At 59.0% G+C, this 16,338-nt stretch carries 13 protein-coding genes and 2 pseudogenes; 6 read left to right on the forward strand and 9 right to left on the reverse strand.

The window, feature by feature from the left end; translation table 11 throughout:
* Window positions 1–71 precede the first annotated feature (71 nt).
* Both C1J05_RS04340 and C1J05_RS04345 read left to right on the forward strand, forming a co-directional pair.
* Window positions 72–776 (forward strand): annotated as a pseudogene (locus C1J05_RS04340) (aldehyde dehydrogenase (NADP(+))); the annotation flags it as partial.
* A gap of 97 nt (window positions 777–873) precedes the next feature.
* Window positions 874–1,422 (forward strand): annotated as a pseudogene (locus tag C1J05_RS04345) (IS6 family transposase); the annotation flags it as partial.
* Between the two features lie 41 nt (window positions 1,423–1,463).
* Here C1J05_RS04345 and C1J05_RS04350 read toward each other — a convergent pair.
* The gene (locus C1J05_RS04350) at window positions 1,464–2,012 is read right to left on the reverse strand and encodes a plasmid partitioning protein RepB C-terminal domain-containing protein (protein WP_254684777.1); all 549 of its coding nucleotides are present in this window, start codon (window positions 2,010–2,012) and stop codon (window positions 1,464–1,466) included.
* Between the two features lie 131 nt (window positions 2,013–2,143).
* On the opposite strand from C1J05_RS04350, the gene C1J05_RS21290 reads away from it, so the two are divergent.
* Window positions 2,144–2,383: a hypothetical protein gene (locus C1J05_RS21290; protein ID WP_162797860.1), complete on the forward strand. Its 240-nt coding sequence runs from the start codon at window positions 2,144–2,146 to the stop codon at window positions 2,381–2,383.
* Between the two features lie 196 nt (window positions 2,384–2,579).
* On the opposite strand, the gene C1J05_RS04365 is transcribed toward C1J05_RS21290, so the two are convergent.
* The 7 genes from C1J05_RS04365 to C1J05_RS04395 form a co-directional block, all read right to left on the reverse strand.
* Entirely contained in the window at window positions 2,580–4,310 is a 1,731-nt protein-coding gene (locus tag C1J05_RS04365) for a type I secretion system permease/ATPase (protein ID WP_114869187.1), read from the reverse strand.
* Window positions 4,311–4,419: 109 nt separating this feature from the next.
* Window positions 4,420–5,820, reverse strand: a complete 1,401-nt coding sequence (locus tag C1J05_RS04370) for an NAD(P)/FAD-dependent oxidoreductase (RefSeq protein ID WP_368073732.1) — start codon at window positions 5,818–5,820, stop codon at window positions 4,420–4,422.
* Window positions 5,810–6,115 carry a (2Fe-2S)-binding protein gene (locus C1J05_RS04375; protein ID WP_254684699.1) on the reverse strand — a complete coding sequence of 102 codons (306 nt, stop codon included), beginning with the start codon at window positions 6,113–6,115 and terminating at the stop codon, window positions 5,810–5,812. The genes C1J05_RS04370 and C1J05_RS04375 overlap by 11 nt, the downstream gene beginning before the upstream one ends.
* Window positions 6,090–7,190: an NAD(P)/FAD-dependent oxidoreductase gene (locus C1J05_RS04380; RefSeq protein WP_114869190.1), complete on the reverse strand. Its 1,101-nt coding sequence runs from the start codon at window positions 7,188–7,190 to the stop codon at window positions 6,090–6,092. The genes C1J05_RS04375 and C1J05_RS04380 overlap by 26 nt, the downstream gene beginning before the upstream one ends.
* 60 nt (window positions 7,191–7,250) lie before the next feature.
* The gene (gene dctP, locus C1J05_RS04385; protein WP_114869191.1) at window positions 7,251–8,246 is read right to left on the reverse strand and encodes a TRAP transporter substrate-binding protein DctP; all 996 of its coding nucleotides are present in this window, start codon (window positions 8,244–8,246) and stop codon (window positions 7,251–7,253) included.
* A gap of 44 nt (window positions 8,247–8,290) precedes the next feature.
* Entirely contained in the window at window positions 8,291–9,589 is a 1,299-nt protein-coding gene (locus C1J05_RS04390) for a TRAP transporter large permease (protein ID WP_114869192.1), read from the reverse strand.
* Window positions 9,586–10,056 carry a TRAP transporter small permease gene (locus tag C1J05_RS04395; protein WP_114869193.1) on the reverse strand — a complete coding sequence of 157 codons (471 nt, stop codon included), beginning with the start codon at window positions 10,054–10,056 and terminating at the stop codon, window positions 9,586–9,588. Before C1J05_RS04395 ends, C1J05_RS04390 begins: the two co-directional genes overlap by 4 nt.
* Before the next feature lie 99 nt (window positions 10,057–10,155).
* Here C1J05_RS04395 and C1J05_RS04400 point away from each other — a divergent pair, with 99 nt between their 5' ends.
* The 3 genes from C1J05_RS04400 to C1J05_RS04410 all read left to right on the forward strand — a co-directional run bounded on the left by C1J05_RS04400 (window position 10,156) and on the right by C1J05_RS04410 (window position 15,226).
* Window positions 10,156–11,103: a LysR family transcriptional regulator gene (locus C1J05_RS04400; protein ID WP_114869194.1), complete on the forward strand. Its 948-nt coding sequence runs from the start codon at window positions 10,156–10,158 to the stop codon at window positions 11,101–11,103.
* Window positions 11,104–11,351: 248 nt separating this feature from the next.
* A complete protein-coding gene (locus C1J05_RS04405; protein WP_114869195.1) occupies window positions 11,352–13,643 on the forward strand; it encodes an amidohydrolase family protein in 2,292 nt (763 codons plus the stop codon).
* Window positions 13,644–13,876: 233 nt separating this feature from the next.
* Window positions 13,877–15,226 (forward strand): MFS transporter, encoded by a 1,350-nt coding sequence (locus C1J05_RS04410; protein WP_114869196.1) that lies wholly within the window; start codon window positions 13,877–13,879, stop codon window positions 15,224–15,226.
* Between the two features lie 63 nt (window positions 15,227–15,289).
* On the opposite strand, the gene C1J05_RS04415 is transcribed toward C1J05_RS04410, so the two are convergent.
* A complete protein-coding gene (locus C1J05_RS04415; protein WP_114869197.1) occupies window positions 15,290–16,282 on the reverse strand; it encodes an aldo/keto reductase in 993 nt (330 codons plus the stop codon).
* Between the last annotated feature and the right edge of the window lie 56 nt (window positions 16,283–16,338).

The raw sequence follows: 16,338 nt of genomic DNA on the forward strand, positions 1-16,338 counted from the left end.
CGCACGAAATGTAGGGTTTTTCCAGGATCTGCCAACGGCGCTGAGTAGACGGAGCAAATTGACCGTAAGGGAACCCGATGTTCGTTCTGCCCGCAGCGCTGAAAGCGCGGGGGGCGAGTATAGCCGCAGGCTGGGCTTCGTCGCTGACGATGGGTGCCGGACAGTTCTGCACCAATCCGGGCATCGCGGTTGTCGAGACTGGCGCAGAAGGTGATGCTTTTGTTGCCGCAACCGCCGAGGCGCTGAAAGGCGTGTCGTCCCAGTGCATGCTGACGGACGGCATCGCGGACGCCTATAAGGATGGAAAAACCCGGTTCGATGGCCGCAACGCGGTCAAGGCCGTTTTCACCACCGATAGCGAAGGCCGCAATGCCAGCCCGAACCTGTTTGAAACGAACGCATCCGATTACCTGCAAGATCATGCCTTGGGCGAAGAGGTCTTTGGCCCGCTGGGTCTTGTCGTCCGCGTGTCCGGGCCGGACGAGATGATGACGCTTGCAAAGGGGTTCGAGGGGCAACTTACGGCTACGCTGCACATGGACGAAGCTGACTCCGACCTGGCGCAGCGGCTAGTGCCGGTGCTTGAGCGCAAGGCAGGAAGATTGCTTGCCAACGGTTATCCTACCGGCGTCGAAGTGGCCGACAGCATGGTCCACGGCGGCCCCTATCCGGCATCAACCAATTTCGGCCATACCTCGGTCGGCACCCTCTCGATCCGCCGGTTCCTTAGGCCCGTCTGCTACCAGAACATGCCAGAGGCTCTGCTCCCGCGGTAACCTGAATGAACGCAATTTTCTCCGATCGGGGATCGACATCGGCACTTTCAGACAAAACCAGCTTGAGCCGGGCAGGGCGGTTTCGTAGCCTCACCGGATGACCAAACCTGACCCATTTCGCTACTTCAAGACGAGCCGTGAGATTATCCGCTTGGCGGTGATGCTGTACGTCCGTTTTCCTCTGTCCCTTCGAAATGTCGAAGACTTGCTGCATGAACGCGGCATCGATGTCAGTCATGAGGCTGTGAGATACTGGTGGCATCGGTTCGGTCCAATGTTCGCGGCGGAGATACGAAAACGGCGGATTGCCGGGATGAAATCGAGCAAGTGGCGCTGGCATCTTGACGAGATGTTCGTGAAGATCAACGGCGAGAAACACTATCTTTGGCGGGCCGTCGATCATGAAGGCGAAGTTCTGGAAAGCTACGTCACAAAGGTGCGCGATAAGAAGGCTGCCTTGAAATTCTTAAAGAAAACAATGCGGAAGTACGGCAATCCTGAAGTTATCGTGACGGACGGGCTGGCATCGTACGGCGCTGCGCTGAAAGAGATTGGCGTCGCAGACAAGCAGGAAACGGGTCGCTGGCTGAATAACCGAGTGGAGAATTCGCATCTGCCGTTTCGACGACGAGAGCGAGCCATGCTTCCCCGAATGCAGCTCAGCCGAAATTGACCGAACTGCTTGAATCAGGAGGCCAGGGCCTCCGTCTCCGTGATCTTTTCGAACTCAGGCAGAAACTCGGGATGATACATCTCGAGATACCGCGTGATGCGTGCATTGGTGATGAGCTTTGAGACGTAGCCGCGGGCCAGAACGAGATCGAGGTGATCGCTGCCGTAAGTGTCCTCGACCAGGCGCAACTCTCGCTCCAAGTTCGCGGACTCGCGCTCCATCAGCTCGAGCTGCTGCCGGGAGATCCCTTTCACAGCTTTCGGCTTCTCCGGATCTTTCAGCTGGCTGGCCGGCGTCGCAGCCAAGAGCGAGCGGGCGTAATTGACGGTATACTTGTTCATCGTCACCATCAGTTCCGCCGCCTCAATCTGACGCATCGGCTTCATTTTCTTCAGGATTTGGAACCCGGTCAGCGCGACCTGCTTGTCCTTGAGGAGCTCTGCTGCCTCCGGGCATATGCCGTCGAGCAGCCGCTTTTTGTCCTGCAAGGATTTGACGTTCACATTGAGGGCTCGCGCCAATCGCTCTTCCGGTACGCCGCGCTCGAGCGCTTTCAGGATCATCTTGTGTTCCTGAATGGTGGCGAGGCGGCTGATGCGCTTGTTGTAGGTGAAGGCCTCGTCGTCCGTCGAAACCTGACACGGCGCATCCTGCTCATGTCGAGGCTCGGCAGCAGGTAGTAGTCGAGCGGCTGTTGGTTTGGCCGATCCATACGAACGGCTATCGTTATGTCGGGTTTGAGGCTCATGTCGAAGCGGATGTTCCACCGCAAAGAGCCCGCATTGGTTTCGTTGCAACGGACGATGACAAGAGACGCGGTGAATTCACCATTGATGGTGAGCAGGTCTGTTTGGGGATGCCGCTCTACCTTGCCGCCCGAAGCCTCGATACCAGCAATCGTCTCGGCGACAATGTCGGGATGCAGCGCGCGTAACGACCCCGCCCTCGGGATGCTGAAGAACTTGGCGGTTCACTTCAACCTCAATCACGCCCGTAGCGATGATGGCACCCGATATCCGTGCCTGAACGCTCCACCCGCCCAGAACCACGACAAGCACAAACAGCGCTATTGCGCCAACAAAAAAGGGGTCCGGTCGCGCGCCACTGGCGGGGCACATGCTGGCCCGCTGTCATGATCCCGATACCCTGAGAAGGGATGCCTGAATGGGTTTCACATTTGCGATCATGGATTTGAGCACGGTATCGCGCGCGCCCTCGGTCTTGATGCAGCCGTTTTCAAGAACCATCAACCGGTCACATTCCGAAATCGCCGATGGTCTGTGGGTCATGATGGTCACCGCGCAATTGGCGGCTTTGAAACTGCGTATGGCAGTGTTCAGCGCGACCGATCCGTCATGATCAAGCGCTGAATTCGGCTCGTCCAGAAGCAATAGAACCGGAGACCCGTAAACCGCACGGGCAAGGGCGATGCGCTGGCGTTGCCCGCCGGACAAGCGGCTGTCGTCGCCGTGAAGGCGCGTGTCGTATCCGTCGGGCAGGGACAGGATCATTTCATGCGCATTGGCGCATTTTGCCGCCCTGACGTCCAGTTCCGCATCTGGGTTGGGGGACAGCCGCGCGATGTTTTCCGCGATTGTGCCGGAAAACAGGGTCACGGTCTGGGGCAGGTACCCAATGTAAGACCCCAGAATATCGGGATCGTACTGATCAAGCCTGACCCCGCCAATCCGCACCTCTCCGGTGGTGATACGTGTCAGGCCCAGAAGCGTTCTGGCAAGGGTTGTCTTGCCCGAACCGCTTTTGCCGATGATCCCGATGGCCTGACCCGGGACAAGTGAAAACGTGATACCGTCCAGCAGCGTGGTGCGGGTCTTTGGGTCCGCAACCGATACGCTGGCAAAGGATATGTTCGCTTCTGGGCGGGGCAGGGCGTGGCATCGCGCCCGCACGGGCGATGTTTCCAGCAGGTTTCCCAAAGTCGCCCACGCGCCTTGGGCCTGTTGCACCATTGGCCACTGCGCCAGTGCATGTTGAACCGGAGCCACCGCGCGCCGGAGCAGAACCGAGCTTGCAATCATCGCGCCTGCACTCAGTTCGTTTTGAAGAACCAGATAGGCTCCGAGGGCCAGCATGGCCGCTTGCAGGAACAGCGCGTAGGATTTGCCAACCGCCATGAACAGGCCGGCCCAGTCGCTTGATCTGATCGAGTGGTCCAGTGCCTCATCCCGACAGGCATGCCAGCGCATCCTGATTGAAGCGCCGACGCCTTGAGCGTGGACATAATCGGCCGACCGGCGCGCCTGTTCGGCCAGTGCCTGCGCGCAAAGTTCGTGTGTTTGCGCATCCGACACGCATGCACTGGTCATCCGGTTGTTGAGAAGGGCAATCACGATCGTCGTCGCGCTGCCGAACATCGCCATCCAGCCCAACCAGGGATGAAAGACGAAAATCGCGGCGATAAACACCGGCGTCCAGGGAATATCGAACAGTGCGAGAGCGACCGGCGAGGTGAACAGGCTTCGTATGGTAGCCAGATCCCTTAACCCGCTGGCAGGTTCGGGCCGTTTTGTCGGTGAAACCGCGTGATCAAGAACGGCATCAAACACCCGGCCTTCCAGCACGGATTGAAAGCGCGCCCCGAACCGCGCGAGAACCCGGCCCCGCGCCCAGTCCAGAACGGCCATCAAACCAAAAAGAACACTGACCAGAAGAAACAGCGCCACAAGCGTTTCTTCCGAGCGTGACGTGAGAACGCGGTCATAGACCTGCACCATGAAAAGCGGGCCGGTCAGCATCAGCAGGTTCACGAATATGCTGAACAGAAACACCGCCCATACCAGTCGGATACCGGACCGGGCGGCGTTGCGGAGTTCGGGCAGCCCTGATCGTACAGTGTTCATGCGGCAGACAGCTCATCACTTTGGGACAAAGACAGACAAGCGGGTTGTGCCGCAAATTCACTAAGACCGGGCTAACGCCGCTGATTTCGACAGGGTTCAACCTGTCCGGTCATTCTAAATCCTTAGTCGCGTCGCTTTCTGACATCGCGGCGATTTCGCCCAGCGTTACCGGTTTCAGAGGCGGGCGGATTCTGTAATATCCGGTCTTGTCCTGTGATGTGCCAAGAGTGTCTGACAGTATCTGCGTTACCGACAGACCGCAGTATCGCCCCTGGCAGGGCCCCATTCCCGGCCGCCCGAACGCCTTGGTCTGGTTCGGACCCAGACAGCCAAGCGCTGCCATGCGCCGGATGGCGCCTGCGGTCACTTCCTCGCATCGGCAAATAATCGTGTCATCTGCCGGCAAAACGGCCCCCGCATAAGGGGGATAGGCCGCATCAAGAAAAGGCCGCGCCCTGCGTTCGTTTGCGTTGTTCCTGTTCAGCGGGAGCGCTGCCGCATCGCGTTCGGCTGTTGTGATCCTGCCGAGATCGCAGGCAATTTCCAGCGCTGCAATCTGGCCCGCGAGGGCCGCAACCTTTGCGCCGCCGATAGCCGCCCCATCGCCGGCGATGAAAACACTGGGAACGGCGGTGCGCCCCCAGCGATCGCAATCGGACACAAAGCAGTTTTGTGATGCGTTCCAATGATGCGGGATGTCGATGGATCTGGCGGCCTGCGTGTTGGGAATAACGCCATGATGCATCAGCACCGTTTCGCATTCGATCCTGTGATCTGTGTTGCCGGCGTGAAAGGTGACGGCGCGCGCCTTTGTGTCGCCGTCAATCGCTATTGCCGTGGCGCAGACATGGCGGGGGATACCGGCGCGCCGCAGTTGCCAAAGCATCCCAAGACCTTTGAGAAGATAGCGCCAGCCGCGCAGGGCGCCGCCCAGATGGCGCAGCGATTTCGCAAAATCCTGCCGGGATTGCGTTTCGACCAGCGCCAGAGGCGGTGCGCCCGCGCGCAGCATCTGGGTCGCGACAAGATAAAGAAGAGGACCGGACCCGACCAGAACGGCACGTCTGCTCACGATCCCGGATTGCTTGAGCAGTATTTGCGCCGCACCTGCCGTCATCACCCCCGGAAGCGTCCAGCCGGGCACCGGCATTGATCGTTCAAGCGCGCCTGTTGCCAGCAGAATGCGCTTGCCGTCTGCGAGGGCCGCGGCTCCGTCGCGGGAAAAGGATACCCGCGATCCATCTTCGATTTGCCAGACGACGGACCCGCGCAGGTGGGTGATGTTGTCGTGCGCCAGACCACGGGTCAAAGCCAGGCCATCGGTGAAATCGCGCCCCAGAATATCCCCGCGCGCGGAACTGGCGCGTTCTACATCGCGGTATATCTGCCCGCCCGGTGCGGGCTGTTCATCCAGAACAAGCACGCTGAGCCCGGCATCGCCAGCCTGTCGGGCTGCCGCCATACCTGCGGGCCCCGCGCCAATGACAATAAGGTCCGCTTTATACATCATGTCCCCCGTTGGCGGCGGGCATGGTGATTTCCATGTTCTCGCTGACCTGCATCATGCAGGCTTGGCGGGTTGTACCGTCAATTTCGACAAGACAATCGTAACATGCGCCCATCATGCAGAACGGGCCGCGCGGTGCGCCCGATACGGGCGAATGACGAAATGGCATGACACCCGCAACCAGCAGGGCACCGGCCAGATTGTCGCCGCGTGGCAGAATCAGGGTTTCCCCTTCGAAACGGACAGGCACATGATCCTGTGACGGGGTGATTTCAAGAAACGGCAAATCGGTCTTCACTGAACACCTCCAGATTTGGCGCGGCCTCTGACGCTTCAAGCCAGTCGGGCAGGAACCTGGCATGCGCGGCAGCCAGCGTGATCCCGCTGTGGCAGGTGACAAGATAGGCCCCCGGCATCGTGGGGCTTTCCTGATAGATGGGCAGTCCGTCAGGCGACAGGATGCGAAGGGCACCCCAACTGCGCACAAGCTGCGCCTTGGCCAATGCGGGAAAGGCAGCGACCGCCTCTGCGGCCAGACCGGAAAGGCCGGGCTGTGTGACGTGATCATCAAGGCCGACCTCTTCGTTGGTGGCACCGATCTGGATGCCGCCCTCGTCCACCTGCCGCGCGATAAGGGACGGGCGGTTGATCAGCTTGGGCAGTTTTTCGGTGATCAGAACCTGCCCGCGCTGCGGCCGGATCGGGGCTTTGAACCCCATCATCGGGCCAAGGGTGATCGCGCCCAGACCTGCAGATAAAACCACCTTGCGCGACCGGATATCCGAACCGTCGCTGCAGCGGATGCAGAACAGATCGGTCTTTTCCACATCTGTCACGGTCTTGCCGTTCAGGATCACACCGCCCAGCCGGCGCACATCGTCGGCCAGCGCGCGCAGCAGTTTCAGCGGATTCGCGTGACCGTCCTGATGGTGCAGGATCGCCCCTGCAACGCGTGGGCCGATTGCCGGTTCTTCGCGGCGCAGGGCATTGTGCCCCAGCACTTCGAAAGGATAGTTGCCGCCCAGGTTTTCTTTCAGAACGTTGTATTGCGCGACCGTCGCCTCAAGGCTTTCTTCCGAGAAGTGCAAATCATAGCCGCCATTTTGCGCGAGCCCGACGTCACGTCCGGTTACATCGCCCAACTCATTTGCAAAATCGGCCCATGCGGCGGCAGATTCCTGTGACCATTGCGCATAGCGCGGCTGGTTCATGCCCTTGGACTGTACCCAGACTAGCCCGAAATTTCCCCGGCTGGCGCGAAACGATCCGTCATCGCCATCCAGCACCGTCACCCGCAGCCCGCGTTTCAGCAGGCCCCAGGCCGTTGAAAGGCCAACGATCCCGCCGCCGATGATAGCATAATCCGAGGTCATGGGGGGTGTCTTTCACTTGCGTTTCGGGGTGGCAATAGCGCGCCACCCCGAAACTCTGTTTTAATTGCTGGCGGCGGCCACTTGATCCAGGATCGCCTGACCCCAATCGGCACCGACATCTTCCAGCACGGCAGGCCAGACTTCGGCACGTACCTTGGCTGACATGGCCGCCAGATCTGCATCCGAAAGCGCTGCAACTGTTGCGCCCAGTTCATCGACCAGACGCTGCTCGTTGCGGCCCTGATCGGCTTCGGCGACGGTCCATCGGGTTGCCTCGAACGCAGCCGCCTGTTCAGCCAGGGCGGCCTGATCGTCTTCGGAAAGGGCTGCAAGGCTTTCGTTCGAGATGATCATATACCAGACTTCGAAATGCGTATTGGCCGGAATGTATGTTTTGGTCACATCGCGGAACGAGGCATAATACCCTTCCGCGCCCGATCCGATCACACCGTCGACCACACCTGTCTGCACGGCAGTGAACGCTTCGGAAAACGGAATCGGCGACGGGATGTACCCCAGCGCTTCGCCGGTAAGCTGGAAGGATTTGATGCCCGGCACACGGACCTTGATGCCGTTTGGCGCTGTGCTGGCCGCATCCGGATTTGCCACGTTCAGCGCAATGCCACCAAAATAAACAGGGTATGCGGCCAGCATGGTGATGTCCTGTTCGGCATAAAGGCCGGTCATTACATCGCGTACGACGCCGCCGGGGCCATAGACCGCGCGCGCCTGAGCCCATGTCTCAGCCATGTAGGGAAAGGACGAGATTTGCATCCGGCGATCCGCGGCAGCGGCAGCGGGTTGTGTCGCCATATCAAGCGCGCCAACGCTGATCCGTTCTTGCACGGTCGTGTAATCCCCCAGCGCCGACGCCGGGAACAGCTGGATTTCGACACCGCTGCCCGTGGCTTCGGATACGGATGCCGCAAAGGCGCGCAACTCGACGTCGATGGTGGCGTCTTGCGGGCGCACATGGCTCATCTTCAGGGTTTCAGCGATCGCGGGCGATGCCGCCATCAGGGCGGCAAGTGCGGTGGCCAGGATTTGGGTTTTCATGATTTCCTCCTTTGATTGGGTTTCTTTGGCTGAAAATGCCGGGCTTAGTACCCGAACAAGCGCGGCAAATAGAGAGACAGGTCAGGCCAGAACGATGTGAGAAACACGACAGGCACATAGCCGGTCACGATCAGGAACATTGCAGGTGGGATGACCTTGGTAACTTTGACCTTGCCGATCCGTGCACCCAGATACAGGATCGATGCATAGGGCGGCGTGACGCCACCCATCGCGGTATTGACGCCCATGATGGCGGCAAACTGCACAGGGCTGACGCCAATCGCTGTCATCAGGGGCAAGAGCAGGGGGGCAATCAGAATGATGGCTGTCACATCGTTGACGACCATGCCCACCAGAAACAGCAGAATGTTGATGAAAATCAGAAGCAGAACCTTGTTTTCCGTGATCGCAAAGATGCTGGATACGATCTGCTGCGGGATGCTTTCATAAACGAACATCTGGCTCAGGATCATCGAAAACAGGATCATGAACATGATTGCGCCGACGGCGGTCGCCGCTTCTTTACCGGCTGCGAAAAAGTTGGAAAGGCGCAAGCCCTTGTAAACCAGAAAGCCCACCGGAACCGAATAGATCACTGCGACCGCCGCCGCCTCGGTGGGGGTCATGATCCCGCCGTAGATGCCGCCAAGGATGATCACCGGCATCAAAAGCGCGGGAAAGGCGTGAAAGCCGCGTTTGGCGACTTCTGTCGAAAGTTCGCTGAATGTGGGTTTGTCGTCCAGAATCAGGTTGAATTTCCGGCTCATCCACAGGTTCACGACCGAAAAACTGAACATGATCAGCAGCCCCGGACCAAGAGTGGCCAGAAAGCAGGCCAGAATAGACGTGTCCGTTACCCAGCCATAGACGATCATGGTGACCGATGGCGGGATCAGCAACCCGAGGATCGAGGAATTGGCGATCAGCGCGGTTGCGTATTCACGCGGATAGCCGCGTTTTTCCATTTCGGGGATCAGGATCGGGCCGATCGCGGCAATGCCGGTCAGGCCAGACCCTGAAATCGCGCCGATCACGGCACAGCTGACAGCCGCCACAACGCCCAGACCGCCACGCACATGGCCGACAAAGGCATTCACGAACCGCAGCAACGACGCCGCGATCCCGCTTTCCGACATGATCGTTCCGGCCAGCACAAACAGCGGGATGGCAAGCAGGATGGGGTTGCCCAGTTGCTGCACGCCCCAAAGCATCATCCCCTTCATGGTGACGTCGCCGATGAAATACATCACCATCAGGGCCGCCCCGAAACAGTAGGGCAAAGGAACGCCAAGGGTCAGCGTGATGACCAGAACGGCGATGGCAAGAAGCGCGATCTCGATCATGCGGCTGTTCCATTTTTCAGGCTTAGGATGTGGCGGGAAAGGTGCCAGGCCGTGTAGGCCATCATCAGCGCCACGCCCACCAGAAGTGCGACATCCGAATAAAAGGTAGGGATGTAAAGCGTCGGGCTTTCACGCCAGACACGCCACGCGTAGCGGGTGTAATCCCAGGCCCAGCTAAGGATCCAGAGGCCGACGATCAGGCTGATGATTTCGCCAATGATCGCGAGGATAGTGTGCGCCCGAGGGGATGTTATGAAAATCTCGAGCACGTTGGCGCGGATATGGGTGTTTTCGCGCGATGCGTTGATGGCGCCGAAAAAATAAAGCCAGATCGTGGGATAAAGCATTGTCTCTTCCAGACCCATGACAGGGATCTGAAGCACATAACGGGTGATCACCTGCACAAATTGTCCAAGTGCAACAAAGCAGATCAGCCCGGTCAGCAATACAGACATGAAACGATCCATGATCCCCCCCTCGCATCAAAGTTCGGGATCAGCATCGTTCCAGGCTGGCCATAAATTCAAATCTATAATATTACTATAGCCATAAACTGGATTTATATCATGCTGGCAAACCTGACCATACGGCAACTTCAGACGTTCCGCGAAGTGATGCGCAGCGGTTCAATTTCAGAAGCAAGCCGTACGCTGTTTCGCACGCAACCTGCGGTCAGCACGATGATCCTGAACATCGAAAAAGAGCTGGGTTTCCGGCTGTTTGTGCGCGAACACGGGCGTCTTACGCCATCGCCCGAGGCGCATTATTTTCTGGAAGAGGCCGAAGAAGTGCTGGACCGGCTGGACCGGACGGCGCGCATAATGTCCGAGTTTGGCAACCGGGATCGCGGCAGCCTTCGGATCGCCTGTCATCCCGCATCATCCGGTTTTTTCATGCCCAAGGTTCTGGCTGCGTTCCTTAAGGACAGGCCCGAGGTCAAGGCAGATCTGATGATGCGCAATTCGCAGGCGGTCGAGGATCTGATTGCGTCGCAGGAATTTGACATCGGCTTGGCCGAGACACCAAAGCAACGCGGTTCGATCAGGTTCGAATCCTTTGATTCCGAGTGTGTGATCGCGCTTTCTGATCAGGATCCGCTTGCCGGCAAGGATGTTCTGACCCCGACCGATCTGGAAAACTACCCGATGGCCACGCTGTTCGCGGAACACCCTCTGACCCGATCCACCCAAAGCGCTTTCGTTCGCGATAACGCCACACTGAACACACGGTTTGTCCTGCGGACCCTGCTGCCTGCGCTGCAACTTGTCGGATCGGGTCTGTGCGCCGCGGTGGTTGACCGGATAACTGCCGTCACCAGCCCCGCGCCGGGCATCACCTACAAGGCTTTCACCCCAGCGATCACCAGCAGTATCTCGCTTCTTACTCCTGCACATCGGCCCGCATCGGTGCTTGCCAACGCATTCGAGGATTTTCTGCGCAAAGAGTTGGTGCACGTTGACAAAGCGCCACTGGCCCGGATGCGCGATGCTTGGGCGCCATTCCAGGCCACCTGAACCCGGCGCAGGCGGCCCTGTTAGGCCGCAATCCCATGGCTGCCCTGCCGAATTCGATCGCTGTTTGTGAAAAAGCGGAAAAGCGCCGGGATCAATCTTTTGACGCATCGCGCCCGCGATTTAGGTTTCACCTAAGGCGAACTGTTCGGTTTTTCCCAGCCGGTTAAACCCCAGATTGTCCGTTTTGGTTTTTGTAGTTAGATTTTGAAACAACTTTCTCACTCTTCTGACGCCGGGGATTTATTCTGATGCTTCGATTTATGGCCATTGTCACCGTTTTCACCTTCAGCATGATTGCCTCTCTGGCCGCTGCGTCGCAATTGCCGAACCCTGCGGCGGTCTATTGTATCGAACAGGGCGGAACCTATTCCACCGAGGAGGGCACCGATGGGCAGCGCGGGCTTTGCACCCTTGCAGACGGAAGCGTGGTTGATGCGTGGGAGTATTTCCGCCAGCAGCACGCCCAGAACCAGACAGGCGGCAGCACGCAACTGGCAAACCCCGCCGCGACATATTGCGTTGCGCAGGGTGGAACCTATGCCATCGAACGCGAGGCGGATGGCGACCGTGGCTATTGCACCCTTGCGGACGGGCGCGTGATCGATGCATGGGAGTATTTCCGCCAGCAGCACAGTGCGGCCCCGCAGCAAGATACCGGCCTCGTGGTGGCCGACCGTATCTGGACGGGTGGTCCGATCCTGACCATGGTCGATGACGCGATGCGCGCCGAGGCACTGGCCGAAAAGGATGGTCTTATTCTGGGCGTCGGAACCGCAGATGATATCATGGCGTTCAAAGGGCCCGAGACACAAATGATCGATCTGGCTGGTCGCACGATGATCCCCGGATTTGTCGACGCCCATGGCCATGTCTTCATGATCGGTATTCAGGCGTTGTCGGCCAATCTGCTACCGGCACCTGATGGTTCGGTCAACGACATCCCCACATTGCAGCAGGTGCTGCGCGACTTTGCCGAGGCCCAGCCCGAGCGTGTCGGGGCGGCGGGCCTGATCCTGGGCTTTGGCTATGACGATGCCCAGCTAGCCGAACAGCGGCACCCGACCCGTGACGAACTGGATGCCGTTTCGACGGAAATCCCGGTTTATGCGGTGCATCAGTCGGGCCATCTGGGGGTTGCGAATTCCAAGGCGCTGGAACTGGCGGGGATCACAGCCGATACGCCGGATCCTGCGGGCGGGGTGATCCGGCGGCGCGATGGCAGTACGGAGCCCAGCGGTGTTCTGGAAGAAAACGCAGCGAATATGGTGATCGGCGGGCTGCTTGGCGGCCTTGACGAAAATGCCAACCGCGCGATTTTCCGCGCCGGAACGGAACTGATTGCAAGCTTTGGCTATACCACCGCGCAAGAGGGGCGATCTATCCCCGCCGTTGTGCGGCTAATGCAGGCCGTTGCCACCGAAGAAGGTCTTGATATCGATGTAGTGACCTATCCCGACGTGCTGGTGAACCGCGATTTCATTGTGGAAAACCAGTCGCGCGACTATAAGGACAGGTTCCGCGTGGGGGGCGCCAAACTGACCATCGACGGATCGCCTCAGGGCTTTACCGCCTTGCGGGACCGCCCCTATTTCAAACCGCCCGAAGGGCTGCGCTCGGATTACAAGGGCTACAGCGCGGCAACGGGCGATCAGGTATTTGACGCGATCGACTGGGCCTTTGCCAACGATGTGCAAATTCTGACCCATGCCAATGGCGAAGGTGCGTCAGACATCCTGATTGGCGCGATCGAAACTGCAACCCAGACGCACGGGCAGGCCGACCGCCGCCCGGTTCTGATCCATGGCCAGTTTCTGCGCGAGGATCAGGTAGATGCCTACAACCGTCTGGATGTGTTCCCGTCGTTGTTTCCGATGCACACCTTTTACTGGGGCGACTGGCACCGCGACCGCACGGTTGGTCCTGCGGCTGCCGATAACATTTCGCCCACCGGATGGGTGCGTGATCGCGGTATGATGTTTTCAAGCCATCACGATGCGCCGGTGGCGTTTCCCGATTCAATGCGGATTCTGGATGCCACCGTGACACGCCGGTCGCGCTCGAACGATATTATTGGCCCGGCGCAGCGGGTTGATGTTCTGACGGGTTTGAAATCGCTGACGATCTGGCCCGCCTACCAGCATTTCGAAGAAGATCGCAAAGGCTCCCTTGCAGCTGGCAAGCTGGCCGATCTGGTCATCCTGTCGGATGACCCCACCGCCATCGACCCCGAAACGATTGACGGCATAACCGTGCTGGAAACGATCAAGGAAGGCGAAACGATCTATCAGGCGGAAACGCGTGAAGGCCGCATGCACTATCGCCCGCGCCAGGACGGCAGCGATCCTTACGCCGATTTCCTGCGGGTCTTTGCCGTTTCGCACGAAATGCAGGGATCACCGCATTCCTTCAGCCAGATGCGTCCGTCAGTTTTGGCCCGTGCGCCACATTCGGGGGCTTGCGTGGCACGCACATTGGGCAACATAATTGCCGCTTCCATCGTCGCGTCCGACAGCATCGCGAACGAACCTGCGTTGAGATAAGCCAAAGAATGCGCCTAATCGGCAGACAGACTGCGAACACCCTGCGCATGTAAATGCGTATCGCGGGTACGCTGCTGCGCCTTTGTAAGATCTGAACAGCAACCATTTGAACCGGACGGACGTGCTTTCAGGCCTGATTTGACCGTTGTGTTACTGTAGACATCACAGGTACCACTCCGTTTGCCTGTACTGGCAGATGCCGGGGCCAACGCGAACCACCCCAAAGGTCTGATATGCTATCTGTTCTTGCCGACCGTACCTACCGCCACCTGTTTCTGGCGCAGATCGTCGCGCTGCTGGGTACCGGGCTTGCCACTGTCGCACTTGGGCTCTTGGCCTATGATCTTTCGGGCGACCGGGCCGGTCTGGTTCTGGGGACGGTCTTTACAATCAAGATGGTCGCTTATGTTGGTATCGCGCCCGTCGCCGGGGCTTTTGCAAACCGCTGGCCGCGCCGCTCCATGCTTGTCAGCCTTGATCTGGTTCGCGCAGTTGTCGCGCTTTGCCTGCCGTTTGTTACGCAGGTGTGGCAGGTCTATGTGCTGATATTTGTGCTGCAATCCGCCTCTGCCGCCTTCACGCCCACATTTCAGGCGACGATCCCTGATATCCTGCTGCAAGAAGACCGCTATACCCGCGCCTTGTCCCTGTCGCGACTTGCCTATGATCTTGAAAACATCATCAGTCCGACGCTGGCGGCGATCGTGCTGGTTTTTGTCAGCTATCAGGCGTTGTTTTTCGGAACGGTGATCGGGTTTGTCGGTTCGGCCCTGCTGGTGGTTTCGGTGCTTCTGCCGAGCCCGCAGGAAACAACGCGGCGCGGCATTTATGACCGCACAACGCGGGGCATGCGCATCTATCTGGCCACGCCGCGGCTGCGCGGTTTGCTGTCGCTGAACCTTGCCGCAGCGGCGGCGGGCGCGATGGTGCTGGTCAATACCGTTGTGCTGGTATGCTCTGATCTGGGTTTTGACGACACTCGGGTTGCCATTGCACTTGCCGCATTTGGCAGTGGCTCCATGCTTGCCGCCCTTGTGTTGCCAAGGCTGCTGGATCATCGACCGGACCGGCCGGTGATGATCGGCGGTGCCGCCGTGCTGGTTGTCATCCTGCTGGGTCTGGCCTTGATGACGGTGATCAATGGCGTTGGCTGGACTGTGCTGTTGGCGGGATGGTTGGTGATCGGGGTGGGGTATTCAACCATCCTCACGCCGTCGGGACGACTGCTTAAACGCTCGGCCCATCCCGAGGACAGGCCCGCAGTCTATGCTGCCCAGTTCGCGTTGTCGCATGCCTGCTGGCTCGTGACCTATCCGCTGGCCGGTTGGCTGATGACCGTTGCCGGGGCCGCCACCGCCTTTGTCACGCTTGCCGTTCTGGCGGCGATCGGTCTGGCCGGGGCGTTGGTGTTCTGGCCAAAGCGCGAAGCTGAGGTTCTGCAGCACACCCACGAAAATCTGGCGGACGATCATCCGCATGTGCGGCATGGCCGATCGCACGCGCATCCCTACATCATTGATGATCATCACCCGCACTGGCCACCTGTGACCAAAGCCGGATATCCCAACACTGGGGATGAATAGGCGCCCATTTGCTGTTCGGGTGACAGCGATGCCCGGAACGACAGCCGACCATCGGTTGAGCCGTTAGCAATACCCTTCGACGCCGTGCCATTGATCAGGCGAATACCGGTCGCCATGCGCCCATCCGGCCGGAAGAACCTGCTCGATCATGGTCATGATATCTTCTGTCATCGGGAATGAACTGCCCGCGACACAGTCTTTCAGGTGATCTGCGCTGCGCGTTCCCGGAATGGGAACAAGGTGATCACCGCGAGCCAGACACCACGCGATTGCCAGCGCGATCGGGCTTGTATCAAGATCGCGGGCCAGTGCCTTGAACCCTTCGATTTTTTTGACGTTGTAGCTGAAATTGGGTTCGGTGAAACGTGGTGTTCCGGTTCTGAAATGACCCTTTTCAAAGGTCGCCGGGTCAGGCGGAACTGGCGCAAACATGCCCCGCCCCAGCGGCGAGAACGGGACAAATGCAACGCCAAGTTCCTTGCATGCCCTTATCATCCCGAGGTCGGGCTGACGCGTCCAAAGGGAATATTCGCTTTGCACGGCATCCACAGGACCGACAGCAACAGCCCTTTGCAGGGTCGCTGGTGAAATCTCGGAAAAACCGATCCCGCCGATCTTGCCTTCTGCCTTGAACCGCAGAAGCGTTTGCATCAGGTCTTCGATCTGCACGTTCTGGTCGCGACGGTGAATGTAGAAAAGATCGACACGCTCCAGCCCCAGCCGCGATAATGACAGTTCAAGCTCGGTGCGCAGGTAATCCGCAGTATTGTCGAACCCGCGTTTGCCCGTCTCAGGATCGCGCCGGATCCCGGCCTTGGTCGCGATGGTGAAACAACCGCTGTCGCCCTTCAGGAACGAACCGATGATCGTTTCGGAAACGCCCATCCCGTAAACGTTTGCCGTGTCCAGAAAATCAACCCCAAGGTCCAGCGCCGCCGAAAGGGTATTGTGCGCTTCGGCTTGCGTGGTCGGGCCGTAAGAGCCACCAAAGCTCCAGCATCCCAAACCGACTTCTGATACCTTTTTCCCGTCCTGGCGAATTTGTCGTGACTTCATGGTGATCCTCAAAAAGTATTGAATAACGTGCTGGCTGTCCGTCCGGCAGCCTTTGA

This window comes from Sulfitobacter sp. JL08, assembly GCF_003352045.1.
Classification (GTDB): Bacteria; Pseudomonadota; Alphaproteobacteria; order Rhodobacterales; family Rhodobacteraceae; genus JL08.

Excerpts from the sequence above, each read along its gene's own strand:
- C1J05_RS04380 (WP_114869190.1), bottom strand. The coding sequence starts at position 7,190 with ATGACCTCGGATTATGCTATCATCGGCGGCGGGATCGTTGGCCTTTCA.
- C1J05_RS04410 (WP_114869196.1), top strand. The coding sequence starts at position 13,877 with ATGCTATCTGTTCTTGCCGACCGTACCTACCGCCACCTGTTTCTGGCG.
- C1J05_RS04390 (WP_114869192.1), bottom strand. The coding sequence starts at position 9,589 with ATGATCGAGATCGCGCTTCTTGCCATCGCCGTTCTGGTCATCACGCTG.
- dctP (WP_114869191.1), bottom strand. The coding sequence starts at position 8,246 with ATGAAAACCCAAATCCTGGCCACCGCACTTGCCGCCCTGATGGCGGCA.
- C1J05_RS04395 (WP_114869193.1), bottom strand. The coding sequence starts at position 10,056 with ATGGATCGTTTCATGTCTGTATTGCTGACCGGGCTGATCTGCTTTGTT.
- C1J05_RS04405 (WP_114869195.1), top strand. The coding sequence starts at position 11,352 with ATGCTTCGATTTATGGCCATTGTCACCGTTTTCACCTTCAGCATGATT.
- C1J05_RS04350 (WP_254684777.1), bottom strand. The coding sequence starts at position 2,012 with ATGATCCTGAAAGCGCTCGAGCGCGGCGTACCGGAAGAGCGATTGGCG.
- C1J05_RS04400 (WP_114869194.1), top strand. The coding sequence starts at position 10,156 with ATGCTGGCAAACCTGACCATACGGCAACTTCAGACGTTCCGCGAAGTG.
- C1J05_RS04365 (WP_114869187.1), bottom strand. The coding sequence starts at position 4,310 with ATGAACACTGTACGATCAGGGCTGCCCGAACTCCGCAACGCCGCCCGG.
- C1J05_RS04415 (WP_114869197.1), bottom strand. The coding sequence starts at position 16,282 with ATGAAGTCACGACAAATTCGCCAGGACGGGAAAAAGGTATCAGAAGTC.
- C1J05_RS04370 (WP_368073732.1), bottom strand. The coding sequence starts at position 5,820 with ATGATGTATAAAGCGGACCTTATTGTCATTGGCGCGGGGCCCGCAGGT.